At 70.5% G+C, this 25,819-nt stretch carries 22 protein-coding genes; 7 read left to right on the top strand and 15 right to left on the bottom strand.

The window, feature by feature from the left end; translation table 11 throughout:
- Positions 1-55: 55 nt before the first annotated feature.
- Together ACGH52_RS29305 and ACGH52_RS29300 are read right to left on the bottom strand one after the other, a co-directional pair.
- Positions 56-865: a class I SAM-dependent methyltransferase gene (locus tag ACGH52_RS29305; protein WP_076976780.1), complete on the bottom strand. Its 810-nt coding sequence runs from the start codon at positions 863-865 to the stop codon at positions 56-58.
- 78 nt (positions 866-943) lie between these two features.
- A complete protein-coding gene (locus tag ACGH52_RS29300; RefSeq protein WP_399943610.1) occupies positions 944-2,038 on the bottom strand; it encodes a cytochrome P450 in 1,095 nt (364 codons plus the stop codon).
- Between the two features lie 450 nt (positions 2,039-2,488).
- On the opposite strand from ACGH52_RS29300, the gene ACGH52_RS29295 reads away from it, so the two are divergent.
- Together ACGH52_RS29295 and ACGH52_RS29290 are read left to right on the top strand one after the other, a co-directional pair.
- The gene (locus ACGH52_RS29295; RefSeq protein WP_399943606.1) at positions 2,489-3,049 is read left to right on the top strand and encodes a dTDP-4-dehydrorhamnose 3,5-epimerase family protein; all 561 of its coding nucleotides are present in this window, start codon (positions 2,489-2,491) and stop codon (positions 3,047-3,049) included.
- Between the two features lie 19 nt (positions 3,050-3,068).
- A complete protein-coding gene (locus tag ACGH52_RS29290) occupies positions 3,069-4,004 on the top strand; it encodes an NAD(P)-dependent oxidoreductase (protein WP_121704215.1) in 936 nt (311 codons plus the stop codon).
- 39 nt (positions 4,005-4,043) lie between these two features.
- Here the strand turns inward: ACGH52_RS29290 and ACGH52_RS29285 are convergent, their stop codons facing one another.
- A complete protein-coding gene (locus ACGH52_RS29285) occupies positions 4,044-5,174 on the bottom strand; it encodes a nucleotide disphospho-sugar-binding domain-containing protein (protein WP_374103170.1) in 1,131 nt (376 codons plus the stop codon).
- A 362-nt stretch (positions 5,175-5,536) separates the two neighbouring features.
- On the opposite strand from ACGH52_RS29285, the gene ACGH52_RS29280 reads away from it, so the two are divergent.
- The gene (locus ACGH52_RS29280) at positions 5,537-6,538 is read left to right on the top strand and encodes an alpha/beta fold hydrolase (RefSeq protein WP_076976737.1); all 1,002 of its coding nucleotides are present in this window, start codon (positions 5,537-5,539) and stop codon (positions 6,536-6,538) included.
- 76 nt (positions 6,539-6,614) lie between these two features.
- On the opposite strand, the gene ACGH52_RS29275 is transcribed toward ACGH52_RS29280, so the two are convergent.
- Complete coding sequence (locus tag ACGH52_RS29275; protein ID WP_399943603.1) at positions 6,615-7,628, bottom strand: Gfo/Idh/MocA family protein; 1,014 nt, start codon at positions 7,626-7,628, stop codon at positions 6,615-6,617.
- 117 nt (positions 7,629-7,745) lie between these two features.
- On the opposite strand from ACGH52_RS29275, the gene ACGH52_RS29270 reads away from it, so the two are divergent.
- Both ACGH52_RS29270 and ACGH52_RS29265 read left to right on the top strand, forming a co-directional pair.
- Positions 7,746-8,921, top strand: coding sequence for a cytochrome P450 (locus tag ACGH52_RS29270; RefSeq protein WP_121704213.1), 1,176 nt, complete (start codon positions 7,746-7,748; stop codon positions 8,919-8,921).
- 44 nt (positions 8,922-8,965) lie between these two features.
- Positions 8,966-10,420 (top strand): serine hydrolase domain-containing protein, encoded by a 1,455-nt coding sequence (locus ACGH52_RS29265; RefSeq protein WP_399943599.1) that lies wholly within the window; start codon positions 8,966-8,968, stop codon positions 10,418-10,420.
- Between the two features lie 69 nt (positions 10,421-10,489).
- Here the strand turns inward: ACGH52_RS29265 and ACGH52_RS29260 are convergent, their stop codons facing one another.
- The 11 genes from ACGH52_RS29260 to ACGH52_RS29210 all read right to left on the bottom strand — a co-directional run bounded on the left by ACGH52_RS29260 (position 10,490) and on the right by ACGH52_RS29210 (position 23,449).
- Positions 10,490-11,263, bottom strand: coding sequence for an SDR family NAD(P)-dependent oxidoreductase (locus ACGH52_RS29260; RefSeq protein ID WP_399943596.1), 774 nt, complete (start codon positions 11,261-11,263; stop codon positions 10,490-10,492).
- Positions 11,260-13,041, bottom strand: a complete 1,782-nt coding sequence (locus tag ACGH52_RS29255; RefSeq protein WP_121704211.1) for a 1-deoxy-D-xylulose-5-phosphate synthase — start codon at positions 13,039-13,041, stop codon at positions 11,260-11,262. The genes ACGH52_RS29260 and ACGH52_RS29255 overlap by 4 nt, the downstream gene beginning before the upstream one ends.
- The gene (gene ispG, locus ACGH52_RS29250) at positions 13,038-14,186 is read right to left on the bottom strand and encodes a flavodoxin-dependent (E)-4-hydroxy-3-methylbut-2-enyl-diphosphate synthase (RefSeq protein ID WP_076976732.1); all 1,149 of its coding nucleotides are present in this window, start codon (positions 14,184-14,186) and stop codon (positions 13,038-13,040) included. Before ispG ends, ACGH52_RS29255 begins: the two co-directional genes overlap by 4 nt.
- A 40-nt stretch (positions 14,187-14,226) precedes the next feature.
- On the bottom strand, positions 14,227-15,207 hold the full coding sequence (locus ACGH52_RS29245) for a polyprenyl synthetase family protein (protein WP_238696964.1): 981 nt from the start codon (positions 15,205-15,207) through the stop codon (positions 14,227-14,229).
- Between the two features lie 159 nt (positions 15,208-15,366).
- A complete protein-coding gene (locus ACGH52_RS29240) occupies positions 15,367-17,094 on the bottom strand; it encodes a B12-binding domain-containing radical SAM protein (RefSeq protein WP_238696961.1) in 1,728 nt (575 codons plus the stop codon).
- Positions 17,087-18,871, bottom strand: coding sequence for a non-ribosomal peptide synthetase (locus ACGH52_RS29235; protein ID WP_121704210.1), 1,785 nt, complete (start codon positions 18,869-18,871; stop codon positions 17,087-17,089). Before ACGH52_RS29235 ends, ACGH52_RS29240 begins: the two co-directional genes overlap by 8 nt.
- Positions 18,868-20,001, bottom strand: a complete 1,134-nt coding sequence (locus ACGH52_RS29230) for an acyl-CoA dehydrogenase family protein (protein WP_121704209.1) — start codon at positions 19,999-20,001, stop codon at positions 18,868-18,870. The genes ACGH52_RS29235 and ACGH52_RS29230 overlap by 4 nt, the downstream gene beginning before the upstream one ends.
- Entirely contained in the window at positions 19,991-21,058 is a 1,068-nt protein-coding gene (locus ACGH52_RS29225) for a ketoacyl-ACP synthase III family protein (RefSeq protein ID WP_399943591.1), read from the bottom strand. Before ACGH52_RS29225 ends, ACGH52_RS29230 begins: the two co-directional genes overlap by 11 nt.
- Before the next feature lie 12 nt (positions 21,059-21,070).
- Entirely contained in the window at positions 21,071-21,355 is a 285-nt protein-coding gene (locus ACGH52_RS29220; RefSeq protein WP_238696959.1) for an acyl carrier protein, read from the bottom strand.
- Between the two features lie 52 nt (positions 21,356-21,407).
- Complete coding sequence (locus ACGH52_RS29215; protein ID WP_076976726.1) at positions 21,408-22,613, bottom strand: cytochrome P450; 1,206 nt, start codon at positions 22,611-22,613, stop codon at positions 21,408-21,410.
- 23 nt (positions 22,614-22,636) lie between these two features.
- Positions 22,637-23,449, bottom strand: coding sequence for a class I SAM-dependent methyltransferase (locus tag ACGH52_RS29210; protein WP_399943587.1), 813 nt, complete (start codon positions 23,447-23,449; stop codon positions 22,637-22,639).
- Between the two features lie 383 nt (positions 23,450-23,832).
- Here ACGH52_RS29210 and ACGH52_RS29205 point away from each other — a divergent pair, with 383 nt between their 5' ends.
- Entirely contained in the window at positions 23,833-24,897 is a 1,065-nt protein-coding gene (locus ACGH52_RS29205) for a cytochrome P450 (RefSeq protein WP_399943584.1), read from the top strand.
- 36 nt (positions 24,898-24,933) lie between these two features.
- Positions 24,934-25,818 (top strand): fumarylacetoacetate hydrolase family protein, encoded by an 885-nt coding sequence (locus ACGH52_RS29200; protein ID WP_210974522.1) that lies wholly within the window; start codon positions 24,934-24,936, stop codon positions 25,816-25,818.
- Position 25,819 lies beyond the last annotated feature (1 nt).

The following is a 25,819-nucleotide window of genomic DNA, read 5'->3' as shown; positions in this document are numbered from 1 at the left end:
GGCAGCAGCCGTGCTGGGCGGACGATGCCCAGGCGCCCTTCCGGCGCATGCCCGGCTAGGACGCGGGACGCGTCGCGGTCACCGCGACAGCGGTGTACTTCATGTCGAAGCTGCCGCCCATGGCGTCGATCACGGCGCCGACCTCCGTCAGCACCCTCTCCAGCTTCTCGGGATCGAACTGGCCGTGGTCCCCCTGGGTGGGCAGCTGGTCGAGCCACTCGTCCTTGCTGTAGACGTACTCCCACTCGAACTGCCACTGCTCGGGCTCACCGAACCCGCCGGCCTTGCGGATGCCCTCGATGGTCTTGGTGAGCAGCGGTGAGCTGCTGACCGGCGGCGCCGGCATGCTGTAGGCCCGCGTGGCCAGCGCGTCCGGCACCACCTCGACGTAGATTTTCCGGAAGGCCTCGCGGACCTCCGCCGGGGGCTCCGCGACGTTCCAGAACGCGGCGAAGCGCCCCGCCGGGCGCAGCACCGACGCCGCCTTGGCCGCACCCGCCTCGGGGTCCACCCAGTGCCATGCCTGGCCCGAGATGATGCCGTCGAAGCGCCGGCCCGCCGAATCCCAATCCTCGAACCGCGCGATTTCGATTTCCGTTCCGTGAGCCCGCGCGAAATCCGCCATCCGGGCATCCGGTTCCACTCCGACAACCGTGCATCCGGCCGCCTGGAATTGACGCGCCTCAATACCCGTGCCCGCACCTACGTTCAGTAGCTCATTACCCGGGCACGACCGTGCGATACGGTCCACCAAGTCATCCGGATAACGGGGTCGAGTTCGATCGTAGCGTTCTGCGTCCAGGCCGTAGTTTTCGGCTGTTCCGCGCTGCTGATGGAGTTCTCCGCCGAGCTTCGAATTCGCCATGGACCGACCATAGTGGGCACTCGCCCACTGCGTCAACCCGAGGTTGCTCCCTCGCCTTGACCAGCACCTGTCCCGCACTCACCAAAGGACCGGAAGAGAGCGCAGACCCCTGATGAGCGCGGTGTGCGTGTAGGTGATCTCGTCGGCGGGGACGGCGAGCCGCAGTCCGGGGATCGCCGGGAAGAGGGCGGCGAACGCGACCTCCAGTTCGATCTGGGCGAGCTGCGCACCCACACAGCGGTGCATCCCGTGTCCGAACGTCAGATGCGCGGTGGCGTCCTCGCGGGTGACGTCGAAGCGATCCGGGTCCTGGAACGCCGCCGGGTCGAAGTTGGCGGCCGTGTTGCACGCGACGACCACGCTGTGGGCGGGGATGGTGGTGCCGCCCAGGTCCACGTCGGCCGTGGTGGCGCGGATCAGTCCGTTGTGCGGGTCGACGCCGGGGGTGACGTGGCGCAGCACCTCGGAGACCGCGGCGGGCACGGCCCGCGGGTCACGGCGCACGACGGCCAGCTGGTCCAGGTTGTCCAGCAGCGCCAGCAGCCCCTTGCCGAGCATGGTCGCGGTCGTCTCGTAGCCGGCCAACAGAAGACCGCAGCCGAGCGTGACCAGCTCCTCGTTGTCGAGGCGGCCCTGCTCGTCGCGGGCGGCGACAAGGCCGTGGAGCAGACTGCCGTCCGGGTGGGCGCGCTTGTCGTCGACCAGCTCGCCCATGTAGTCGAAGAGGGAGCGCAGCGCCGCCATCGCCTCCTGCGGCTGCGTCCCGGGGGCGCTGACGCGGTCGGCCCAGGCGCGGAAGCGTTCCCGGTCCGCGTAGGGGACGCCGAGGATCTCGCAGATCACGGCGATCGGTAAGGGGTAGGAGAGGCCCTCCGCCAGGTCCGCGGGCGGCCCGGCCGCCTTCATCGCCCCGATCAGTTCGTCCGCGATCCGCTGGATGCGGGGACGAAGACCGCGCATCCGGCGGGCGCTGAACTCCCCGGCGACCAGACGGCGCAGCCGGGTGTGGTCCGGCGGGTCCATGTCGAGGATGCCGGGCTTGGTGAAGATCACGGCCGGACTCATCACGGCGCCGAGCCGCCGCGCCTCGACGCGGCTGAACCGCGGATCGGCGAGGACGGTGCGCACCTCGGCCATTCCGGTCACCAGCCAGGCTTCGCGGCCGTCCCGCATCGTGATTCTGCGTACAGGCTTTTCCCGCCACATCTCATTGACCTGCTTCGGCACCGTATACCCCGGGGTGGCGCCGGTATCGGAATTCCCGTGCCGAGCCAGGTCGGGCGAAGTCGTTCCCAGGATCTCAGCCATGATCGTGACGCTAACAAGCGTATGCCCGCCTGATCAACACACCAACCGAGGTAAAGGCGGATGACCGTGGCGGATGGTTGCAGCCGACCGCCGATCGATGCTTTCACCGTACACGTTTCCCCTGGTCACGAATGAGCCCGGAAAACCAGTCGCGAAACCATTCGAAAATACAACCCAAATAAATAGGGGGATGACGTCGGGTCACTCTTCCAACAGAATATTGGAGAACGTATGACCAGTATTTTACTTTCTCAATGCAATGACGCGTGCAGGCGTCTGGGGACCGGAGGTGGTCGACCGTTGGAGATCAAGGAAATGGCTATTTCGGGTGCATTCCGCATCATCCCGGACAAGTACCATGACCGCCGAGGGTGCTTCTTCGAGGCCTTCCGGACCGAGGAGCTCCAGCGCGCGACCGGCTTCCCCTTCCAGGTCCGCCAGGGCAACGTCTCGGTCAGCAGGCGCTCGACGATCCGTGGCGTCCACGGCACCGGAGGCGATTCCGGCGAGGCCAAGCTGATCAGCTGCGCGCGCGGCGCGGTGCTCGACGTCGTGGTCGATCTGCGGGTGGGCTCGCCGGCCTTCGGCACGTTCGAGGCCGCTCCCCTGACCGAGGAATCCGGCGAACTGGTCTTCCTCGTCCCCGGTCTCGGCCACGCCTACCAGGCGCTCACCGACGACACCCGGATCACCTACCTGTGCGCGGAGCAGTTCGTCCCGGGCTCCCAGATCGACGTCAACCCGCTGGACCCCGAACTCGCCCTGCCCTGGGACCTTTCCGAGGAACCGGTCATCTCCGACAAGGACCGGGCCGCGCCAGGTCTGCGACAGGCGGCGGCGTCCGGGATGCTCCCCCGCTGCACCGGCCCCGCTTGACGGGCAGAGAGGAGTAACCGTGCTGCCCTCGTCCAGGAACCGACCGCTCGTCGCCGTACTCGGCGCATCCGGTTTTCTCGGCGCCGCGGTCACCGCCGAACTCGTCGACGCCCCGGTACGCCTTCGACTCGTCTCCCGCGAACGGAAACTCCCGCTGCCCGCTTCCTCGGCCGAGACGCACCTCGCGGACCTCACCGATCCACGTGCGGTACGGGACGCCGTCGACGGGGCGGACGCCGTCATCCACCTGGCGGCCCATCTCCCCGACGGGCGCTCGTGGCGTGCGCCGGGCAGCGACTCCGAGCGGCTGGGCACCGGTCTGCTCGACACGCTCATCCGCTCCGTGCGCGGCAAGCCGCCCATCGTCGTGTTCGCCAGCACCATCCAGGCGGCGGCCCCCGAGGGAGCCCCGCTCAACGACTACGTACGGGAGAAGATCGCGGCCGAGAACGTGCTCCGGGAGGCGACCCGCAACGGCGCGGTACGCGGGATCGTGCTCCGTCCCGCCACCGTCTACGGGAGTACCCCGCTGACCGGGGCGACGGGCCGCGGCGTGATCGCCGCGATGGCTCGCAAAGCCTTCGCCGACGAGCCCATCACGATGTGGCACGACGGCACCGTCGAGCGGGACCTGGTGCACGTCACGGACGCGGCGCGCGCCTTCGTCGCCGCGATGCGCGCGCCCGAGGCGCTCAGTGGCGCGAGCTGGCCGGTGGGCAGCGGGCGGTCCGCGCGGCTCGGGGAGGTGTTCGGCACGCTCGCCGAACTCGTCGCCGCGCGGACCGGGCGCCCACCCGTGCCCGTCGTCACCGTGGCGCCGCCGGACTGGGCGGACACCACCGACTTCGGGAACGTGCGCACCGATCCGTCTTCCTTCTCCGCGGCCACGGGCTGGCAGCCACGCGTCCGGCTGCACGACGGCCTCGCCGGCGTGGCGGACGCGCTCTCTTCGTGACCCCGCGGAGGGGCGCGAGCCCCTCCGCGCGGTCTTCGGCTACTGGGAAGAGCCGGCGGCGAGGACGGCGAGACGGTCGGTCACCTCGGCGGGACTCGGCTGGGCGAGGACCTCGCCGCGCAGCGCCGCGGCGGCGGTTGCGATCCGATCACTGGTCAGGAGGGAGGAGACCGCGCTCGCGAGCGCGTCCACGGTCGCGTCCTCCCTGTTGACCGCGATACCGGCGCCCGTCGCGGCGAGCCGGGCGCAGCAGGTCTGCACGTCACGTGTGGCCGCGACGCCGAGCTGCGGGACCCCGTAGTACGCGGCCGTCATGATCGTGCCCGCTCCGCCGTGGTGCACGACCGCGTCGCAGGTCGGCATGATCGCGTTGAGGGGGACGTTCTCCACCACGGTCGCCCCCGAGGGCAGGTCGGGGACCAGGCCGCGGTCGGCTCCCCTGACCGCGAGAACGATCTCGACGTCGTGCTCGTGGAGCGTCTTGACGACGTCGGCGACCGGGAACGCCTCGATACCGTCCCGGATCACCAGCATCGAGCCCCAAGTGAGAAGCACCCGCCGCTTCTTCGCGGGCGCGAGGACCGAGGGCGGCAGCACATGGGTCCCGTTGTAGGGGACGAACCGCAGCGGGATCCGCGACGGGATCTCGCAGATCTGCATGCTCTCCAGCCATGGATCGACCGCCGTGACGGCGTTCTCGGTGCGCGGCTCGCAGCCATGGCGCGCGTACAGCTCGAGCAGGGGTTCGGGCCAGTCGTCCGGCGCCATACCGCATCCCGGGTAGCCGTACCCCGAGCCGCGCAGCAGGTCCGGGCCCCAGAGGTGGTGGACCAGCGGTGCGTCCGCCGCCGCTGCCGCCAGGGGCGCGGCGAGCACGAGCGGGTCGGCGACGACCAGGTCGGGACGCCAGTCGCGGGCCAGGGACACGACGTCGTCCGCGGCCTCCATGGCGAAGCGGACCTGGGCGTCGACCAGCGTCTGATACAGCGCGGGCGGGGCGCCCGGCGCGGTCTCGACCGGTCCCCTCCGCCGGTGCCGCGCCAGTTCCTCGGTCATGTCGAAGGACTTGGCGATGGTGACCATCGACAACCCGGAACTCACGACGGCCGATTCGCCCCAAGGCTGCGCGGCGACACAGACATCGTGACCGGCGGTACGACAGGCCCACATCAGCGGCACCATCGGGAAATAGTGCGACGGCGCGGAAGCCGGAATGAACAGTATGCGCATCCGATACCCGACCATTCTCGTCAGCAGATGTGGCGGTGGGCCCCCAGCGTTGCCTCTCCGTGGCCGTCGCGACAAGCCTTGCTGATCGGGGTACCGCCGCGCGGACATATCTGGTACGGGAAGCTGCGCGCTATTGACAAGGTGAACTCAAGGCCCATAGTGGGCTGGTGCCCACTCCGGTCTCCGGCTCGGACCCCAAGGCCGCCGGAACTCCCCGTGCCATTCGTTCACTTCGGTTGCGGAGCAGTGATCCTGTGTCAGTCAGACATGCATCCTGGAAATACCTACTCATAGCGGCGCTCATGACGGTGACCGGCCTCGTCGCCACGTCCACGCCCGCCACGGCGGCGGACGAGGCGTCGCGGGCCGTGAGTTGCACGTCGTACTCGCTGCCGGTCCGTCTCTCCGATTCGGGCGAGGCGACCGAAACCATGTGGGGCGAGCTGTGCCGGCCCGCCGACAGCCACCCCACCACCGTGCAGTTCCTCGTGCACGGCGGGTTCTACAATCACGCCTATTGGGATTTCCCGGTCGGCAACGGCTACTACTCCTACGTGCGCCACGCCGTCGCGGCCGGGTACGCCACCTTCAACGTGGACCCGATCGGCTCGGGCAAGAGCTCCCACCCGCAGAGCAGCGTGGTCACCGGAGACGCCGGGACCGTCGCGCTGCACGACGCCATCACCGCCCTGCGCAACGGAACGGTCGGCGGGCAGGCGTTCAAGAAGGTGCTCTGGGTGGGACACGCGCTCGGCTCGTTCTACGCGTGGCGCGAGATACCGCGGTACGGCGACGTGGACGGGGCGATCCTCACCAGCGCGCTGAACAGCCACAATCCGGATCACGCCGCGATCGTGAGCGCCAACATGTACCCGGCGGTGCAGGACCCCAAGTTCGCGGACAGCGGCTACGACAACGGGTACTTCACCACCAGGCCGGGCACGCGCGGCTCCATGTTCTACTACCCGGCCACGACCGACCCGGCGGTGGTGGCGAAGGACGAGGAGACCAAGGACGTCCAGCCGGTCGCGGTGACCCAGCCGGCGGCTCCGCCGTACGGGATCAAGGTGCCGGTGCTCGTCGTCGCGGGCGCGCAGGACTGGCTGGAGTGCCAGGGGGTGACCGCGTACGACTGCGACGACCCGGACAGCGTCCTCGCCCACGAGTCGCGGTTCTACCTGCCGGAGGCGAAGCTCAAGGTGGCGATGATCCCGCAGACGGGGCACGATCTGGCGCTGGCGACGACCGCGCCGGTCACGAGCGCGCTCATGCTGCAGTGGGCCAAGGGGATCGCGGCTCCGTAGGCGGCCTGTCCCGCTGCCCGGCCGACGCGTTCGACGCGTCGGCCGGGCACGTCCGACACGGCCCGGCAGGCGCGGCTCAGGACGTGTACGCGTACTCGGACCCTTCGCGGATGGCATCGACGAGCTCGGCCTGGCGGAGCGAGTCGGCGTTCTGGGCGGCCAGGTCGCGTGCGACGTCGCCGTCGCCGGACAGTACGGCGGCGGCGAAGGCGGCGACGATGTTCGCGAACTGGTCCCCCGCGGGGAGGGTGACCTCCTCGGCCCCGTCCTGCCGCTCGACCCACAAGGTGGGGCGGTGGTCCGGCGGCGGCGTGAAGGCCCGGTCGAGCCGGAGGCGCCCGGACGAGCCCCGCACCTCGTAGGCGCTGCAATAGGAGTGCTCCATGCCGAAGTGGAGCTGTGCCGTGACACCGGCCGGGTCGGACAGCAGCACACTGCCGCCCACCACGGCGCCCCGCGCCCGCTCGACGCGGAGCACCCCGCCCACGAGACGGAGGCGCCCCCCGAGAAAGCGCAGTGCGGCACGGAGGGGATAGACCCCGATGTCCACCAGGGAGCCGCCCCCGACGTCGGGCAGGTAGCGGGGGTCCTCCGGTGGCCTCGGCGGAATGGTGAACGTGCTCTCGAAGGAACGGAGGTCACCGATGGCTCCGCCTGAGACTAGTCCGTCGACGTGGCGATGCTGCGGATGGTGCAGGAACATCATGTTCTCCAGCAGCAGGCACCCGCGTTCGCTCGCGAGGTCGAAAAGGCGTGCGGTCTCCGGCGACCGGGTGGTGAGCGGCTTTTCGGCGAGGACGTGTTTGCCCGCCAGGAGCGCACGCTCCACCCACTCGGTGTGCAATGCGGCAGGCAGCGGAACATAGACGGCGTCCACGTCGTCCCTTTTCAACAGTTCCGCGTAGCCTTTCACGGCCGCTCCGCCGAAACTGCCGGTGAACCGCTCGGCCTTCGTCAGATCACGGCTCGCCACGGCGCGTATCTCGACGGAGGGATCGGCCCGCATCGCCGGCAGTGTCCGCCGCCACGCGATGTCGGCGCAACCGAGCACGCCGAATCTCAGCGGCCCCGGCCGCTGTTCCAGAAACATGGTGGATGTTAACGCCGGGGCCGCCAGCGGGGGAACCCCCGCAAAATCGGGGATTGTTCGGCCCCGACAGCCTTCGGAAAGGTGACCTCCGGTGCTTACAGGAAGAGGTAATCAGGTATGGCCGCCCAGATTCAACTTCCGCTCGACCCACCGCATCCGGCCCGACCGCAGCGCAACCTGCGGGCGCTGCAGAAACTGGCTCCGGTACACCGGGTCAGCACGGCCGTGGGGGACCCCGCCTGGCTCGTGACCGGATATCAGGAGATCAAACAGCTGCTCGCCGATCCGCGTCTCGGCCGCAGCCATCACGATCCCGAGAACGCCGCGCGCAGTGGCGCGTCGGAGCTGCTCGACGGTCCGCGCGGCGACTACGAGACCGAGCAGAAGTGGATCGCGACGATGCGCTCGCGGCTCCAGCCGTTCTTCTCGGCAGGGCATGTGAAGGCGATGCGCCCCCGGGTCGAGGCGCTGACCGGCGAACTCCTGGACCGTCTTGAGAAGCAGGGTCCGCCGGCGGATCTGGCCGAGGCCCTCGCGCTGCTCCTGCCACGGGAGGTGATCGGCGAGCTCCTGGGTGTCCCGGTGGAGGAGAGAGAGCTCCTGGACGAGTGGACGACGGCGGTGAGCGACGCCCGCGACCGGGAGCGCTCGGCGGCGGGCCTGGCCGCCCTGCACCGCTACGGCCACGAACTGGCCGCCCGCAAGCGCGCGCACCCGACGCAGGACGTCGTCTCCTGGCTGTGCGAGGACGGCACCCTCTCCGACGACCAGATCGCCCAGCTCGCGATGGGTGTGCTGTTCGCCGGCTACGAGACCACCGCGACGGCGCTCTGCGTCGGCACGGCGCTCCTGCTGGACTCACCGGAGCAGTGGCGGGCGTTGCGCGAGAACCCCGCACTCGCGCCCACCGCGGCGGAGGAGAGCGTGCGGGTCGTCAGCCGGCTGCTGCCCCCGGTCATCCGGTACACGCGTGAGGACCTGGAGATCGCCGGGACCGAGGTGCGGCGCGGCGAGCTCGTGATGCTCGACATCTACGCCGCGACCCATGACGAGAACATCTTCCCCGACCCCGACCGGTTCGACATCACCCGCGAGGACAACCCGCACCTGTGCTTCGGTTTCGGACTGCGGTACTGCATCGGGGCTCCCCTGGCCCGGCTCGAACTACAGGCCGCCCTCACTCAGTTGACCGCGCGTTTCCCACGGATGCGCCTGACGGTTCCGGTCGAGGACCTGACGGTCCGCCCGGGTTCTTTCGCCGCCATTCCCACGTCCCTCCCTGTCACTTGGTAGGTCCGCCCCCCGGCGGGCCGATGGACGAAGATCGAGAGGAAGCCATGAGCCTGACGCCGGAAGCGCTGCGAGCGGCCGTCGACCGGGTCGCTCCCCCGGTGCTGGAGGTCACCAGCACCCCCGGCGCCCTCATCAGCGTCGGCTTCGCGGACGAGACCCCGCTGACCATGCCGTACGGCCTCGCGGACGTGGAGAGCGGCGCTCCGGTGACCGCGTCGCACACCATGCGCGTGGGCAGCCTCGGCAAACTCCTGGTGGCCACCGCGATCGCGCGCCTGGCCGACTCCGGCGCGCTCGACCTGGACGCGCCCATCGACGCGCATCTGCCCTTCCCGGTCGTCAATCCGCTCGGTGGCACGATCACGCTGGCCAAGGCGCTGTCCATGCTGAGCGGCGCCGCCACGGACGGGTACGACTGGGTCGAGCGGCCCGAGCCGGCGATGCGTTACATCGAGCGCGTGGTCAAGCGCGGTGTCGTCCACGAGTACGGCACGGACGCGCCCCGCTTCGTGAGTTCGGCGGACGCGAGCGGCTGGCAGTCGTCCTCGTTCATGTACCAGGTGGCCGCGTTGACGGCCGAGGCGGTGACCGGGGTGCCGTTGGGCGAGTACGTGAAGGCCGAGATCCTCGCCCCGCTCGACATGCGCTCCACCGCCTGGCTCGACAGCCCCGACTGGGACGAGGTACGGAGCCGCTGCACGACGGGGCACATGGTGTTCGGCGACCGCGCCGTCCCGCTGCCGTGGCACGAGTGCGGTACCTACCACGCGGTCGGAGCGGTCATGTCCTGCGCCGACTACACGCGGCTGATGCTGGCGCTGACCGGCCGCGAGGGTCTGTTCGGCGGCGATGTCGCGAGGGAGATCCTGCGGCCGCGCACGACGGCACGGGACGGGAGCCAGGTGGGGTTCGGCGTCCATCTCTCCGGAGATCCGAAGGCCGCTGACCACTGCGTCCGCTCGGTGGGCCACTACGCGTTCGGATGGTGGTCCGTCTCGCTCGCCTACCCGAACGCGGCGAAGCCGTTCTGCGTCACCGTGAGCACGAACCTCGCGGACCAGCGTGATGTCTTCAACCCTCCCGACCAGTACTCCTTCGGCATCCTCGCCCAGGAGATCGCGGGCTGGATCCGCGACGGGGAGGCCGACACGCGCAGCCTGCCCAGCCGCGCCGAGTGGGACGCGTACGCGATGGGGCTCGTGGCCGCCGACAGGTTCGCCGGGCTGCTGGGGGCGGAACTCGACAAGGGGCAGATCTCCCGGATGGCCAAGGGGTCGCGGGGGGTCGGAGCGTCCTCCACCGCGGCGTTCGACGAGGCGCGCTTCGTCGAGGGCTACCTGGACATGCAGGCCGCGGTGCGCGAACAGCGCATCGACGCGTACCTGGACACGGACTGCCCGGTCAGCGGCCTGTTCCGCAAGCTCGCGCGCAGGGGATGGGGGAGCAAGGGGTTCGAGGAGCCATCGCCGGTGCGCTTCTGGTCCGACAGGCGGGCGTGACCTGTCCCCGGCCGGCCAACGGCCCCGTCCGGGGCACCGCCTCTGTCCCGGCCACCGGCGCTGTCGTCGTCAGACGGCGACCCGGCCTCCGTCGACCGGCAGGATCGCCCCGTGCACGAAACTGGACTGATCCGATGCGAGGAAGACGATGGCATCGGCGATCTCCTCCGCCGTGCCCGGCCGCCGCGCGGGCCCGGCCAGCGCCGCCCGGTCGAGGGCGGCGCCCCGGGGGGCGGTTCCCTCCGTGCGCGTCGGGCCGGGGCCGACCGCGTTGACCCGGACCCCGCGCGGACCGTACTCGGCGGCCCACGCCTTCGTCAGCAGCACCAGGGCCGCCTTGCTGGCGCCGTACAGGCCCAGGCCGGCGGCGCCGTAGGCGGCCGCCGCGGTGGTGACGTTGACGATCGCGCCGTGCCCGCGCGCGGCCATCGCGGGCGCGAGCTCCGCGACGAGGAAGTACGGCGCCCTGACGTTGAGGCCGAACACCGCGTCGAAGTCCGCCTCCGTCGTCCGCTCGGTCGGGCCGAACGGAAAGACGCCCGCGTTGTTGACCAGTACGTCGATCCGACCGAACCGGGCCACCGCGGCCTGCGCGAGTCGCCTCGCGGAGGTCTCTCCGTGCAGTTCGGCGGCGATGAAGTCCGCCACGCCGCCGGTCTCGGCGATGGCCTTGGCGACCTGCCGCCCACGCTGATCGTCCCGCCCGGTGACGGCGACTTCCGCACCGCGCCGGGCGAACGCCATCGCGGTCGCCAGGCCGATCCCGCTGGTCGCTCCGGTCACCAGGGCCTTGACGCCTGCCATGTCCCGCGCGCCGGGCGGTGTGCGCGTGGTGTCGGTCATGCGCCTTCCTCCGTGCCGGTGGTCGCGGTCGTCCAGGCGAGAACCCGCTCCGCGATCCCCGGTGCCGACAGACCGTGAGCGTGCAGCAACGCGTCCCGGCCGCCGGGTCCGAGGAAGTCCGTCGGCAGGGCGAGGCAGGCCACGCGCGTGCCGGCACCGGTCTCGGCGACCGACCGGCCGAGGCGCTCGCCGAACCCCCCGCGGCCGATGTTGTCCTCGACGGTCACGGTCAGCGGATACGTGCTCGCCAACGCCACCAGCGCGTCGGGAACGGGCGCCGCCCAGCGCGGGTCGACCACGGTCGCTTCCACGCCCTGATCGGCCAGCAGCGCGGCCGCCTCCATGCAGGCGCTCGCCAGCGGGCCGACGGCGGCCAGCAGCACGTCCGGACTCCGCGGCGCGCGCAGGACGTCCAGGCCGTCGATCCGCTCGACAGCCTCAATGCCGGCCCCTGCCTGCCCTTTCGGGAACCGCAGCACCGTCGGGCCGACGTCCCCGTCGAGCGCGTCGCGCAGCAGAAGGCCCAGCTGTGCCGTGTCGCGGGGAGCGGCCACCCGCAGCCCGGGCACGAGCGACAGCCAGGACAGGTCCCAGATGCCGTGGTGGCTCGGTCCGTCGGGCCCGGTAACACCGGCCCGGTCCAGCACGAACACGACCGGCAGACGGTGCAGGGCCACATCCATCAACACCTGGTCGAACGCCCGGGCCAGGAAGGTCGAGTAGATCGCCACCACCGGCCGCAGCCCGACGGTGGCGAGCCCGGCGGCGGAGGCGACCGCGTGCTGTTCGCTGATGCCGACGTCGTGCACCCGGTCGGGGAACTTGGCGGCGAACTTGTGCAGGCCGACCGGGACGGTCATGGCGGCGGTGATCCCGACCACCTCCGGGCGTTCGGCCGCCAGGGTGAGCATCTCGTCGGCGAAGACGTCGGTCCATGAAGGTGCGCCCGGCGTCGCGACGGCGCCGGTGGCCGCGTCGAAGCGTCCCACCGCGTGCCAGCAGTCCACCTCGTCGCGGGCGGCCGGCGGGTAGCCGCGCCCCTTGTCGGTCAGGCAGTGGACGACCACGGGGCGCCGCATCCGCACCGCGGTCCGCAGGGCCTCCTCCACCGCGGCGCAGTCGTGGCCGTCGACGGCTCCCAGATAGGCGATCCCCAGACTCTCGAAGAAGTCCGAGCGGTCCTCGCGCTGTCTGCCGAGCGCGTCCAGATGCCGTGCGAGCGCCCCGGTCGTGGGCCGGTAGGACCGACCGTTGTCGTTCAGGACCATGACCAGGGGCCGCTCGGGGGCGGCCCCGATGTTGTTGAGCGCCTCCCAGGCCAGTCCGCCGGTGAGCGCGCCGTCGCCGACGACGGCGACCACTTTGCGGTCATGGTCCCCGCGCAGCGCGAACGCCTTGGCCATGCCGTCCGCGTACGAGAGTGCGGTGGAGGCGTGGGAGTTCTCGATGACGTCGTGGTCGGACTCCGCCCGCGAGGGGTAGCCCGACAGCCCGCCGGCCGAGCGCAGGCCGCCGAACCGCTCTGCCCGCCCGGTCAGCAGTTTGTGCACGTACGCCTGATGGCCGACGTCGAAGAGGAGCACGTCTCGCGGGGACTCGAAGACGCGGTGAAGCGCGACGGTCAGTTCGACCATGCCGAGGTTCGGACCGAGGTGGCCACCCGTCCTGGACACGGCGTGGACGAGGAACTCGCGTATCTCCGCGCACAGTTCGGCGTCGCGGGACCGGTCGAGCCTTCTGAGGTCGGCGGGTGAGGTGATGTCCTGGAGCAAGCTCATGACCGCGTCTCGCCCTCCCCGCCCTCGTACCCCGGTTCCTGCCCCTGTTCCTCCGCGATCCGCAGCGCCTCCTCGATCAGCGTCTCGACGATGCGGCTCTCCGGTACCGTCCGCACGACCTCGCCGCGGACGAAGATCTGGCCCTTGCCGTTCCCGGAGGCGACTCCGAGGTCGGCCTCGCGCGCTTCCCCGGGGCCGTTGACCACGCATCCCATGACGGCGACCCGCAACGGCACGGGCAGCCCCTCGAGCCCGGCGGAGACCTCCTCCGCCAACCGGTACACGTCCACCTGGGCCCGTCCGCAGGAGGGACAGGAGACGATCTCCAACTGCCGCGGGCGCAGCCCCAGCGACCGCAGGATCTCGACCCCGACCTTCACCTCCTCGACCGGCGGCGCCGAGAGCGAGACCCGGATGGTGTCCCCGATGCCCTGCCGGAGCAGGCAGCCGAAGGCGGTCGCCGACTTCACCGTGCCCTGCTGGATCGGACCGGCCTCGGTGACGCCCAGGTGGAGCGGCTGCTCGCACTGCTGGGCCAGCAGTTCGTACGCCTCGATCGTCACCATCGGGTCGTGGTGCTTCACGGAGATCTTGAAATCGTGGAAGTCGTGCTCGGTGAAGAGTTCGGCTTCCCGCATCGCCGATTCGACCAGTGCCTCCGCGGTCGCCGAGCCGTGGCGTGCCAGGACGCGGGGGTCGAGCGACCCGGCGTTGACGCCGATGCGCAGCGGCACGCCGTGGTCGCTCGCGGCGCGGGTGATGTCCTTGATCTGGTCGTCGAAGCGCTTGATGTTGCCCGGGTTGACCCGCACCGCCGCGCAGCCCGCCTCGATCGCCGCGAAGACGTAGCGGGGCTGGAAGTGGATGTCGGCGACGACGGGGAGCGACGACTTGGCGGTGATGGCGGGCAGGGCCTCGCAGTCGTCGCGCGAGGGGACCGCGACCCGGACGATGTCGCAGCCCGCGGCCGTCAGTTCGGCGATCTGCTGGAGCGTCTCGTCCACGTGCGCGGTCACGGTCGTCGTCATCGACTGTACGGAGACGGGGTGGTCGCTGCCGACGCCGACGGAGCCGACCATCATCTGTCGTGTCTTACGGCGCCGGGGCGTGGGCCGCCCGAGCGGGACGCGCGCGACGGTACTCATGCGAGGCCTCCGATTCCGGCTCGTGCGGGGTGCCGGCCCATCAATGGTTCCGGTTGGACAGGTAGTTGGTGAGCGACAGCAGGGCGGCCACGCGGTCCACCGGCAGTCCCGGTACGGAGCTGAGCTCCTCGCGGGCCAGCATCTCGAAGCGCTCGATCTCCCGCACCGCCCTCGTCCAACCGCCGGCCCGGGTGACCAGGTCGGTGGCGCGGCGTGCCTCGTCCTCCTCGACCGGACCCTCGCCGGCGTAGAAGCGCGCCAGTTCGGCGGCTTCCGGGGTGTCGGAGGCGAGGGCGGCCGTCACGGGGAAGCTGCCCTTTCTGCTGCGCAGGTCCGAGCCGACGGGCTTGCCGGTGCGCCGGGGGTCGCCCCAGATGCCCAGGATGTCGTCGGCGATCTGGAAGGCGAGACCGAGCCGGAGGCCGAACCGGCTGAACCGTCGTGTCGCCTCCTCTGAGGCGCCGGCCAGCAGGGCGCCCAGCTCACAGGCGCAGGCCAGGAGCGCCCCGGTCTTGTCCGCGGCGACCGCGAGCGCCTCGTCCGGGCTGGCCTCGGCCCGGCCCTCCAGCGAGAGGTCGGCCATCTGCCCGGCGGCGAGCCGGGTCACGGCCTCGGCCAGCAGCCGCGCCGCGCGAGGGTCGGCGGCCCAGGGCCCGTCCAGCATCAACGGGGCCTGCGCAAGCAGCAGATCACCCGTGAGGATGGCGGCCGGTATCCCGTACTCGTGCCAGACGGCCGGGCGGCCGCGGCGTTCCTTGTCACCGTCCATGACGTCGTCGTGGATGAGGGAGAAGTTGTGGATCATCTCCACGGCGGCGCCCGCGGCCGCGACGCGGGAGATCGCCTCGGCGTCGCTGGTGAAACACTCGCCGGTCAGCACGGTGAGGGTCGCGCGGACCATCTTGCCGCTGGTGGTCGCCGTCGGCAGATCACTCGACGGCCACCCGAAGTGGTGGGCGACCATGGGCCGGAGCCGGTCGTCGAACCGGGTGACCGCCTGATGGAGGATCGGGGTCACCATCCGGTTCACGCGCTCGATCTCCGGCGGGGTCGCCCTCGGCGCGGTGTCCGGGGGGACGGGGTTGCGTAGGTCTTGGGTTGCTGCCGTCTCGGCATGCACAGCTCACCTCGGAAGTCTCGTGCGCAGGAACGGAAATCCGTCGGGCCGGGCAGGTGGGTCTCACACGGGGTGGCTCACCACCCGGGCGTTCGGGCCCGACACCTCGCTGATCAGTTCGGCGGGCACCGTCACGTCGTCGAACCAGCGCCCGCCGAAGGGTCGCGGCATGGGCAGGATCTGATCGCTGGAGTAGGCGAGGATCTTGCGGTTGTACGCGCGCATCTCGTCCCGGAGGGCAGCGGGCAGCTCACCGTCCAGCGTGAGGGCGCGTTCCATCTCCCCGAGCAGTCGCCGGGTCTGGTCGATGGTCTCCAGCACGGCCTCGCAGAATTCGGCGCGCAGCACGCCGTATTCGCCCTTGATGCTGACGAGCCGTGCGATCGCCTCATAGGAGACGTCCTGAAGATCGCGTCGGCTGAGCCACTGCGTCTCGTAGTTGAGACGGCGGTACCAGATCGGTTCGATCATGGCCTGCCGGTGTTCTTCGAGCGTGCGGTGGAAGATCCGGTAGCCGTGCTTGTCGGGTTCCTCGAAGAAGCGGCACCCGGGGTCGAGGAAGGGCACCATCGGGCAGATGAGCGGCAGTGCGGGCCATCCGTCGAACTTGCGGATCAGGCGCTCGGAGTAGGCGACGGTGTCCATCACCGACTGGCGGTCCTGGTACGGCATGCCGATGAAGAACCACACCATGACGCCCTTGATCCCGGCGTCCAGCGCGCGGGGGATCCACCGCTCCATCTCCTCCATGGTGAACGTGCCGCGCCCCGCCGCCTTGCTGATCCTGGGATCGTGGGACTCGGGCGAGAGCAGGACGTAGGCGTCGGTGGATTCGCCCATCTTCTTCAGGGTGTCGTCCGGCGTCAGGTGGAACTGCTCGAAATAGACGCTCCGATAACCGAAGTCGTGCACGGCGTCGAGGTAGCTGTGCATGCGGGTCTTGTTCTCGGAGTAGCACTGCAGGGCGTAGATGGAGGTGTGTTTGGCCGCCTCCCCCATCGTCCTGAGCTCCTCGATGATCAGGTCGTTGTCCTTCTGCACGAGGGTTTTGCGGACGTCCATGATGTTGCGGTAGGCGAAGCGGGAGCCTCCGCACCAGCCGCAGTCGTGGGCGCATCCGGTGTTCGGCAGCGTCATGATGAGTTTGCTGGAGAGCGGCGTCACCGGTGTTTTCTTGTAGTACGACCAACTGTTGGCGACGTTGTTGTAATTGGTCTGTGGCTTGTGGTCGAACCCCGTGGACTCGACCTCGTCGCCGGAGGTGTAGAGAAGGTTCGGGACCGAGCTGAAGTCCCGGTCTCCCCTCAGCACCTTCTCGGTGAGGAGGCGGACGGGTTCGAGGGTGTCGTAGCCCCGCACGACGACGTCCACGGCGTCGTACCGGGCCAGTTCCTCGGCGTAGTAGGTCGCCGAGATGCCGCCGAAGACGGTCAGCGCGTCCGGATGGACCCGCTTGACGAGCTTCGCCAGCTCGATCGCGCCGTAGCACTGCGTCATCCAGTGCAGGTCGAAACCGAAGATGGGTGCTTCGAGCCGGCCTATCAGCGCTTCGACGTCGAGTTCGGGGTGCATCAGCATCAGCGAGGCGACATTGACGATGTCGCATTGCACGTCGTGCTCGGCCAGATGCTGTTTGATCGAGAACCAGCCGATCGGATACATCTCGTAGACAGAGGTCACGTTGACGCTGTCGCTGTCGCTCAGATAGGCGAAGAGGAGATCGTCCCGCTCACGAAAGTCGAAGACGCTGGGCGCGTGCAGGAGGAACATGTCGGACTTCAGCTCATGCATGGGCGGACGACCGCCTCTCGTACACCATCGCGCTGAGATTGTCGACGTTCTTGAAGCTTTCCGGAGTGACATCACTCCAGGGCAGCTTGACATCGAACTCGTCGAGTATGTGGGCGATCAGGATCGTGGTGTTCAGCGAGTTGAGAATGCCCAGTTCGAGGAGTGGTGTGTCACCCGCGAGCTCTCCTTGCGGGTCTCCGGACAGGAAGCTCTCCCGGATGAACGCGAGCAGCTTCGTTGCGATCTCTTCTCGTTCCTGCCTGGCTGTCACTGACACCCCTCGTATGTTGTGTGCGGAGACCAGGGCCGTGAGGTCGAGCTTCCCCCGGTCGTTGCGGGGCAGCGCGTCGACGAAACGCACGTCGTCGGGGATCATCTGCGGGGGCAGCCGCCGTGCCAGATGGCGTCTGAGCCCGATGTTCCCCAGGGTGCTCGCCGGGGTCCTGGCCACGAACGCGGCCAGCTGCCGTTCAAGCCCGTCCCCCACGGCGGCGACCGCGGCCTCGGCGACCTCCGGATGCGTGTGCAGTGCCACCGACACCTCGCTCAACTCGATGCGGTGGCCCCGGACCTTGACCTGTCCGTCGGCGCGCCCGAGATAGTCGAAGGAGCCGTCGGGCCGGACCCTGACCCGGTCTCCCGTGCCGTAGGGGCCGTGCTGGGCCGGCCGCCCCCAGTACCCGAGGAAGACGGTCGGGCCGTCGACCATCAGCTCGCCCTCCTCACCGGGTCCGGCCGCCCGGCCGTCGGGACCGGCCGCCCAGACGCGGTCGCCGCTGCAGGCCGCGCCGATCGGGACCGGGAGGTCGCTCTCCAGGTCCTCGGGCCGGACCTCGTGGTACGTGCACACGTTGGTCTCGGTCGGGCCGTAGAGGTTGAGCAGCCGGGCGTCGGTCCACTCGGCGAACTCGCGGACCTGGTGGACGGGGAAGGGTTCGCCCGCGAAGAGCACCGCACGCAGCGACTCAGGGGCCGGCCGGTCGAGCAGGCCGCCGTCGCGCCGCATGAGGGTGAGCACGGAAGGAACGGAGTACCAGACGGTGATGTGCTCCCGGTACAGGAACTCGACCAGGCGTTCGGGGGCGTACGCGAATTCGGTGGGGACGGGGCAGACCGTCGCGCCCACCGCGAACCCGGCGTAGATGTCGAGGACCGACAGGTCGAAGGAGAACGAGGCATGGTTGGCGAATCTGTCCCCGGGTCCGGCCGACAGCTCCTCGACGGCCCATTCCACGAACGCGAGGGCGTTGCGGTGGCTGATGGTGACGCCTTTCGGCGTGCCTGTCGAACCCGAGGTGAAGAGGATGTAGGCGGGTTCGTCCTCGTCGACGACGACATGCGGCGCCTCGCGCGCGTCCCCGTTCGTCCCGGCGACGCCGTTCGGCATGTCGATGTCGACGCAGGCCAGAGCGGTGCGCAGGGTGTCGGGAACGCGTGGGAGCAGTTCGGCCGGGGCGCACAGCGCGCGTGCCGTGCACTCGTCGGCGAGGGTCTGGACCCGCTCCGCAGGGCTCTGGGGGTCGACGGGGACGTAGACGGCGCCGAGCCGCAGGACGGCCTGCATGGCGGCGAGCACGTCCGCCGATTTCGGACCCCAGACGAGGACGCGGTCACCGCGGCCGACGCCCTGGCCGGCCAGGACACGGGCCACGGCGTCGGCGCGGGCGTCTAGCTCCGCGTAGGTCACCGTGCCGCAGGGGCCGGCCACGGCCGGGGCCCGGGGGGTGCGCACCGCGGCGGCGGCGAGCAGCGCGTGAAGGTTGGCGGGCTTGCTCACAGGCCCATCCCCTTGACGATGATCTCCCGCTGGATGTCCGTCGTCCCCGAGAAGATGTGCAGGGGGACGAGGTCGCTCAGCCGGCCGCCGACGCCCTCCGCGGTCAGGTATCCCTTCGCCCCGAAGACCTGCGCGGCGTCGACGCCGTTGGCGACCGCGCTCTCCGCGACGGCGACCTTGGCGAGGGCCGCCGCCTGTCCGGCGTCCCGACTGCCCTGGTCGACCTGCCAGCACGCCCGGTACAGCAACAGGCGGCTGCTCTCCAGGCGCTGTTTCATGGTGGCCAGCCGGTGCGAGACCGCCTGGAAGTCCGCGATGCGCCGGCCGAACTGCCGCCGTTGCCCGGCGTGCGTGACGCAGCGCCGCAGCTGGGCCTCCATCGTGCCCAGGTAGATCGCGGGCAGACACGCCCGTTCCCAGGTCATGGATGTCTGGAAGATGGCGCTGCCCTGGCCTTCCGCACCCATCAGGTACGCGCCGGGGACGCGGCACCCGGAGAACTCCACCCGGGCGGCGGCGCAGCCGTCCAGTCCCGCCTTGGCCAGGGGCGGGCCGATCCGCAGTCCCGGCAGGTCCGTGGGGACGGCGAACGCGGACAGTCCGAGGAACCCGGCGGCGGGCGCGGTGACCGCGTAGGTGACGAGGATGTCGGCCAGGGGGCCGTTGCTGACGAAGGACTTCACCCCGTCGAGCACGTACGCGTCGCCGTCGCGCACCGCGGTCGTCGCGAGCCTGCTCACGTCCGAACCGGCCCCGTCCTCGGTCATCGCGTTGGCGGCGATCGTCCGGCCGGAGCCGAGGCCGCGCAGCAGGTCTGCCCGGACCGGCTCGCCGGCGTGCTCCGCGAGGGCGGTGCCGCAGGCCAGCAGGTGCGCCGCGATCGCGAAGGCGAGCCCGGTGTCGGCGCCGCCCGCGCAGAACGCCTCCAGGCCGAGAGCCGTGTCGAGCGCGCCGAGCCCGCCGCCTCCGTGCTCCTCGGGCAGGCACAGGCCGGTGATCCCGGACTCCCCCGCGGCCTGCCACACGTCCCGTCCGGCGGCCTCCCCCGGCTCGGGGCGGGGCAGGCGGCCGGCGGCGTCGCGCATGCGCCGGATCCGTTGCTGCTGTTCCTCGGTGAGGTCAAACTCCACTGGCCTGGGCCTCACGTTTCCGGGTCGGGTCGGTGCCGAGGACGCGGACGACCGCCGCCTTGTACGTCACTCCTGGGGAGAAGCCGCACAGCAGCACGTGGTCCCCGGCGTGGAGTCGCTCCGTCGCCAGCAGGTGGTGCAGCGCCGCCATGTGGTCGCTCGCGCCGAGGTGTCCGACGGTCCTGCTGAAGTCCCACGTCGACCGTTCGAGGGGGAAACCGAGGATCTTGAGGTAGGAGGCGGCCGCCCGGCGCGGCATGCCGTGGATGAGGACGTGCTTGATGTCGTCCGCCGTCACGCCGGCCTCCTCCAGCGCCTGCTCGGTGCAGACGACGTTGTGCCTCTGGTGGCCGAGGAGCAGCCGCACCCACGAGCCGTCCTCCTCGGCCGCGCGCTGGAAGGCGGCGCCTCTGGCCCCGTAGTCCAGCGCGGTGGCGGTGGTGGCGCCGGGCGGGAAGAGCGGCTCACCGCCCCGGTGGGCCTCCTCCATCGCCGAGAACGTCGCCGAGCACAGGGAACGCAGCTCCGCGAAGCCCGGCGTGGTGCTCACCACGACGGCGCTGGCGCCGTCCCCCAGGTAGGCCACTCCGTCACCGGGGTTCCACCTGTCGATCAGCGGGGTGCCGAAGTTGTCGCTCGCGGTGACCAGCGCCGCCGGGACATGGGGGAAGGCCTTGAGGTACCCGGCGGCGAGTTCCAGCGCGCCGAAGGTTCCGTTGCAGCCGTTCCTGACCTCGATCGCGAGCAGGTCGTCGCCGAGCAGGTGCCGTTGCAGATACGCCTGGGGGCCCCAGCCGTCGGGGCCCTGGTGCCAGACGCCCGTGTAGAGGAGCAGTCCGATGTCCTCGGCGCTCGCCCCGCTGCTCTTGAGCGCCTCCTGTGCGGCGGCCAGGGCCATCTCCGGCGCCGCGGTGCGTCCCGCGACCGCGACCCCCGACAATCCGTACTCCGCCGCCGTGCCGGCCGGGACGAGTCCCTGTTCCACCGCCGATCCGATGCTCTGCGCCGTGGGCAGGAACACGCCGATTCCGGCGAGGTAGATGTCCCGGATACGCACAAGTCCCCCCTGTCAAGCGGCGTTGTCGGAGCGCCTTCGCACGACCAGATCCGAGATCGAGCGCAGCGAACTGGCGGCACCCGGTGACACCTCGGTCTCCCAGTCGATGCCGAATTCCGCCCCTACTTTGTCGAGCAGCAGAACCAGCGTCAGGGAATCGACGCCGAGACTGAGGAACGAAGCGTCGCGATCCACCGGTACGTCGGCGGGCAAGTCGTCCCAGACTTCCCTGAGGAGCGAGTCGATTCGGGCGAGAACGCGTACGGAATCGACTGGCTCTGAATTCTCCGTGACCATGTCCACAGAACCACCCCTGTTCGCCGGGCAATACCCTCACTTCTGGGGGCCGTCAGGCCCAGCGCAGACGCAGTGGAAGCTTCTTGGCTCCTACGATGCCGCGCGCGTCGTGGTACTCGACGCCGTCCGCGACCGTTATCCCGCTCCAGCGGCCGAGCATCTTCTCCACGGCGATCCGCACCTCGAGGCGGGCGAGCGGTGCTCCCAGGCAGAAGTGGATCCCGTGGCCGAGACTCAGGTGCGGATTGGGTGCGCGATGGATGTCGAAGGTGTCCGGCGCCGTGAACTGCCGCTCGTCCCGATTGGCCGAGGCCAGCCAGGCGAGCACGATCCTGCCCGCCGGTACGGTGTGTTCGCCGACCCGGACCTCTCGCGTCGTCCTGCGCATGCTCGGAGCCAAGGGGGTACGGAAGCGCAGTACCTCCTCGATGGCGCCGGGCAGGGCGCCCGGGTCCGCGCGCAGTGCCGCGGCGACGTCCGGGAACTCGTCCAGACACAGGATGACGTTGGTCAGCAGCGCGGTGGTCGTGATGTGTCCGGCGAGCAGCAGCAGCCCCACGAATCCGATGATCTCGTCGTCATCCAGGCGCTGGCCGTCCACCTCCGCCGCCACGAGCTTGCTGACCAGGTCCTGGCTCGGCGAGGCCCGCCGTCGGCGGATGTGCTCCAGGCAGTAGGCGTTCATCTCCCGCATGACGACCGCCATGGCCTTCGTGCGGTCCTCGTTCGGTATGAAGGACGTCTGGCTCTCCGGGGCGACCAGGGAGTCGGCCCAGCGTCCGAACATCGGGCGGTCCTCGGCGGGGATGCCCAGCAGTTCGGCGATCACAGTGACGGGGAGGGGGGACGCCAGGTCCGCGACCAGTTCCAGCTGGTCGGCGCCGGCCTTCGCATCCAGCAGTTCGTCGGCGATCACCTCGATGCGCGGGGCGAGTCGCGCGACCACTCCCGGGGTGAAGGCCTTGCTCACCAGGGTGCGCAGCTTGCGGTGCTGGGGCGGGTCCTTGCGCAGGAGATTGCCCTTGATGAAGCGGTCGACGTCTTCCTGCGCCGGCATGAACGAGCTGAAGTCGGAGGAGAAGGTGCCTGGGTCGGCGAGGACGCGCTCCACGTCGGCGTGGCGGAAGACGTGCCACACACCGGCTTCCTCGTCATGGCTGACGGGTTCGCTCTCCCGCATCCGCCGGAACCAGGCGAGCATCGTCGCGGCATCGGCGGACTGGTCGGCCAGCCGGGTCCCTTGTTCGGTCGCCGTCATCTCGGTCGTCCCTTCCTGCGCGCTCACGCGGGGGTCAGCGCCGCGTTCACCGCGACCGTGGTGTAGCCCATGGTGAAGCCGCCGCCCATGGCGTCGATGACGGCGCCGATGCCTTCCTGCACCTGCGCCACCTGGTCCGGGGAGTGCTGGCCGAGGTCGCCGTGGGTGGGCATCTGGTCCAGCCACTCGTCCCGGGTGTAGGACTTCTCCCAGTGGAAGCGCCACTCCTGCGCCGCGTCGAAGACACCGGCCTGCCGCATCCCGTCGGCCGCCTTGCCGCTCAGCATCGTGTATCCGTCGAGGGTGCTGGCCGTCCACTGGCGTGCGACGAGCGAGTCGGGCACCACCCGCCGGTAGATCTCACCGAAGGACCGCAGCACCTCGGGCGGCGGGACCTCCGCGTTCCAGAAGACCGTCAACCGCCCACCGGGCCGCAGTGCCTGACTCGCTCTCACCGCGCCGACCGCCGGGTCCAGCCAGTGCCAGGTCTGCCCGGCGACGACCGCGTCGAAGGACCGGCCCGCCGGTTTCCAGTCCTCGAACGTCGACTCCTCGACCTCCAGCCCACGTCCCCGGGCGAACCCGGCCATCCGCGGGTCCGGTTCCACTCCGAGCACCGTGCAGCCGGCCGCCTGGAACTGCCGCGCCGCGATACCCGTACCGCAGCCGACGTCGAGCACGTCGAGCCCGGTGCGGGCCCCGACGATGCGGTGGAACAGGGCTTCCGGATAGCTGGGCCGGGTCCGGTCGTACCGCGCGGGGTCCGCGCCGAAACCCTCTGCCACCCGGCGCTGCCGGGGAAGCTGGTCCTCGGAGAAAGAGACTCGCTCGGGCACAGGCTGCACCGCCTTTCCATAATCGAGTGGTCACGATGTCGGACGGCCCGGGCATCGACAATGGGGAAAAGTCGGGGATGGCCACGCCGCGATCGCTCGTGCTACGTCGCCGGCGAACTCCCCCACTAATCAGGGATTGTCGGCACCGAGGGCGGCTGCCAGGGTGATGCCACGTTACGAGGGCCGCCCGAGCCGCCCTCGCGAAGTCATGAGGGCTCCCTTTCACGCGGATCACCCAGATCGGATTTCCGACGATGGACCGTGTTCTTGATTTTCTCAGCTCCGCGGACTCCGCGGGCGAACTGCATCCGCGCCTGGTCGAACTGCGCCACCGGGAAACGCTTCCGCGGGTGCTGCTGGCAGATGGGCAAGAGGCGTGGCTGGTGACCCGTAACGAAGACGTCCGGACCGTGCTGAGCGACCGGAGCTTCACCCGGGACGTCATGGGCGAGCGCGCCCGGCAGGCCGGCGAAACACCGGGCGGCGCACGGTCGGTGAACATGGACGGCCGCGCCCACAACGAACTGCGCGCCCTGGTGTCCAAGGCGTTCACCGTCCGGCGGATCGAGGCCATGACGCCCCGCATCCAGGCGTGGACCGACGAACTGATCGACGCCATGGAGGAGACGGGGCCGCCGGCGGACCTCGTGGCGCATCTGGCCGTTCCGCTGCCCGCCCTCGCCATCTGCGAGCTGCTCGGTTTCCCCGTCGAGGACCGCCAGGTGCTGAGCGGCTGGTGCGAGCGCATCACCAGGCTCGGCGCGGACGGCCCCGACCAGCAGGCGTGGCGGGAACTGAGTGCCTACATCGCCCGCCGGGTGCCGGTCGACCGCGCGGCGCTGCGCGGCGGTCTCGCACCGGAGGCGTCCATCCTGACCAGGTTGGTCCACGCCCACGACAGCGATGACGCGCTGTCCATGGAGGAGCTGCTGTCGCTGACCGTCGTCGTCCTCGCGGGCGGCCTGGAGACGACCCAGACGGCGATCGGCGCCGGGATGGTGCGGCTGTTCCGCAACCCGGACCAGCTGGACAAGGTGCGTGCCGACCCGGACCTCGTCGGCCCCGCCGTCGAGGAAATCCTGCGCTGTCAGCCCGTCATCGACGTCAACCGCGTCCAGGTGGCCACCCGGACGGTGCGGCTGGGCGGGCAGGAGATCCGCGCGGGGGATCTGGTCCAGGTGTCGGTCAACGCGGCCAACCGCGACGAGTCGGTCTTCCCCGACAGCGAACGCTGCGACGTCACGCGCGGGCCGAACCCGCATCTCGCGTTCGGCTACGGCGCGCACCACTGCCTGGGGGCGGCCCTGGCACGGCTCGAAATCAAGACGGCCTTCTCGACGCTGCTGCGGCGTTTGCCGGACCTGCGGCCGGCCGTGCCGCTGGAGAGCCTCGGCTGGCGGGGCGGGCACGTGACGCTGGGCCTCGAGGAGCTGCCGGTCGCCTGGTAAGTCCCCCCGTCTGCGCTGGTGAACAGGGAGCCACAGGTGTTGATCTGCAGATACGCCGACCACGGCCGGCGCGGGTACGGGCGCGTCGTACACGAGGAGAACGGTGATCTCCTCGCGCCCGTACGGTACGACGACCGGGCCCGGCGCTGGGTCGACGGCACCGGTCCGGCGCGTCCGCTCGGCGAGGTCACGCTGCTGCCGCCCGCCGAGCCGAGCAAGATCGCCTGCGTCGCGCTCAACTACGCCCCGCAGGGGTCGGCGGCCGGCCCCGGGCGCCCCGCGGACCCCGCGTCCTGCGCCGTCGTACTGAAGCCGCCGTCGACGCTGGCCGGGCACGGAGCCGTGGTCGGCCACCCGGGAGATCCCTGGGAGCTGCGGCACGAGGCCGAGTTGGCGGTGGTGATCGGGACGGCCTGCAAGGGTGTCCCCGCGGAGCGCGCGGCGGAGGTCGTGGCCGGATACACCTGCGCCGACGACCTCACCGCGTACGTGCGCGGCGCCCCGGAGGGACCGGGCGGGCACCCGCCGGTCTGGGCGAAGCACTTCGACACCTTCACGCCGCTGGGGCCGTGGCTGGCCACCGGCCTCGACCCGGCGGACGTACCGATCACCTGCCGGGTCAACGGCGAGGTCCGCCAGGACGGCGGCACCCGCGGCCTGCTCACCCCGGTGCACGAAATCGTCGCGGTGGTCAGCCGGCACATGTCGCTGCTTCCCGGCGACGTGATCCTCACCGGGACCCCGGCCGGCTCGGGCCCCCTGTCGGTGGGCGACCGGGTCGAGGTGTCCCTGGCGGGTATCGGCACCCTGTGCCACACCGTCGGCGCGGCGTCCGACCAGCCGTGGACGCCCGACCCGACGGTGAACGGCGGCGTGCCGGCCGGCAGCGCCACCGAACGTCCTGCCACGAGGAGCACCTGAG

Origin of the sequence: Streptomyces sp. BBFR25, assembly GCF_044590125.1 — a bacterium.
In the GTDB taxonomy this organism is placed as follows: Bacteria; Actinomycetota; Actinomycetes; order Streptomycetales; family Streptomycetaceae; genus Streptomyces; species Streptomyces canus_D.
Note: the sequence above shows the minus strand (reverse complement) of the source record. Positions and strands in the feature narration are given on the sequence as shown.

Bases quoted from the DNA above. Each gene is read 5' to 3' on its own strand.
- ACGH52_RS29305 (WP_076976780.1), bottom strand. From the start codon at position 865: ATGGCGAATTCGAAGCTCGGCGGAGAACTCCATCAGCAGCGCGGAACA.
- ACGH52_RS29300 (WP_399943610.1), bottom strand. From the start codon at position 2,038: ATGCGGGACGGCCGCGAAGCCTGGCTGGTGACCGGAATGGCCGAGGTG.
- ACGH52_RS29295 (WP_399943606.1), top strand. From the start codon at position 2,489: ATGGCTATTTCGGGTGCATTCCGCATCATCCCGGACAAGTACCATGAC.
- ACGH52_RS29285 (WP_374103170.1), bottom strand. From the start codon at position 5,174: ATGTGGGCCTGTCGTACCGCCGGTCACGATGTCTGTGTCGCCGCGCAG.
- ACGH52_RS29280 (WP_076976737.1), top strand. From the start codon at position 5,537: ATGACGGTGACCGGCCTCGTCGCCACGTCCACGCCCGCCACGGCGGCG.
- ACGH52_RS29275 (WP_399943603.1), bottom strand. From the start codon at position 7,628: ATGTTTCTGGAACAGCGGCCGGGGCCGCTGAGATTCGGCGTGCTCGGT.
- ACGH52_RS29270 (WP_121704213.1), top strand. From the start codon at position 7,746: ATGGCCGCCCAGATTCAACTTCCGCTCGACCCACCGCATCCGGCCCGA.
- ACGH52_RS29265 (WP_399943599.1), top strand. From the start codon at position 8,966: ATGAGCCTGACGCCGGAAGCGCTGCGAGCGGCCGTCGACCGGGTCGCT.
- ACGH52_RS29260 (WP_399943596.1), bottom strand. From the start codon at position 11,263: ATGACCGACACCACGCGCACACCGCCCGGCGCGCGGGACATGGCAGGC.
- ACGH52_RS29255 (WP_121704211.1), bottom strand. From the start codon at position 13,041: ATGAGCTTGCTCCAGGACATCACCTCACCCGCCGACCTCAGAAGGCTC.
- ispG (WP_076976732.1), bottom strand. From the start codon at position 14,186: ATGAGTACCGTCGCGCGCGTCCCGCTCGGGCGGCCCACGCCCCGGCGC.
- ACGH52_RS29245 (WP_238696964.1), bottom strand. From the start codon at position 15,207: ATGGTGACCCCGATCCTCCATCAGGCGGTCACCCGGTTCGACGACCGG.
- ACGH52_RS29240 (WP_238696961.1), bottom strand. From the start codon at position 17,094: ATGCATGAGCTGAAGTCCGACATGTTCCTCCTGCACGCGCCCAGCGTC.
- ACGH52_RS29220 (WP_238696959.1), bottom strand. From the start codon at position 21,355: ATGGTCACGGAGAATTCAGAGCCAGTCGATTCCGTACGCGTTCTCGCC.
- ACGH52_RS29215 (WP_076976726.1), bottom strand. From the start codon at position 22,613: ATGACGGCGACCGAACAAGGGACCCGGCTGGCCGACCAGTCCGCCGAT.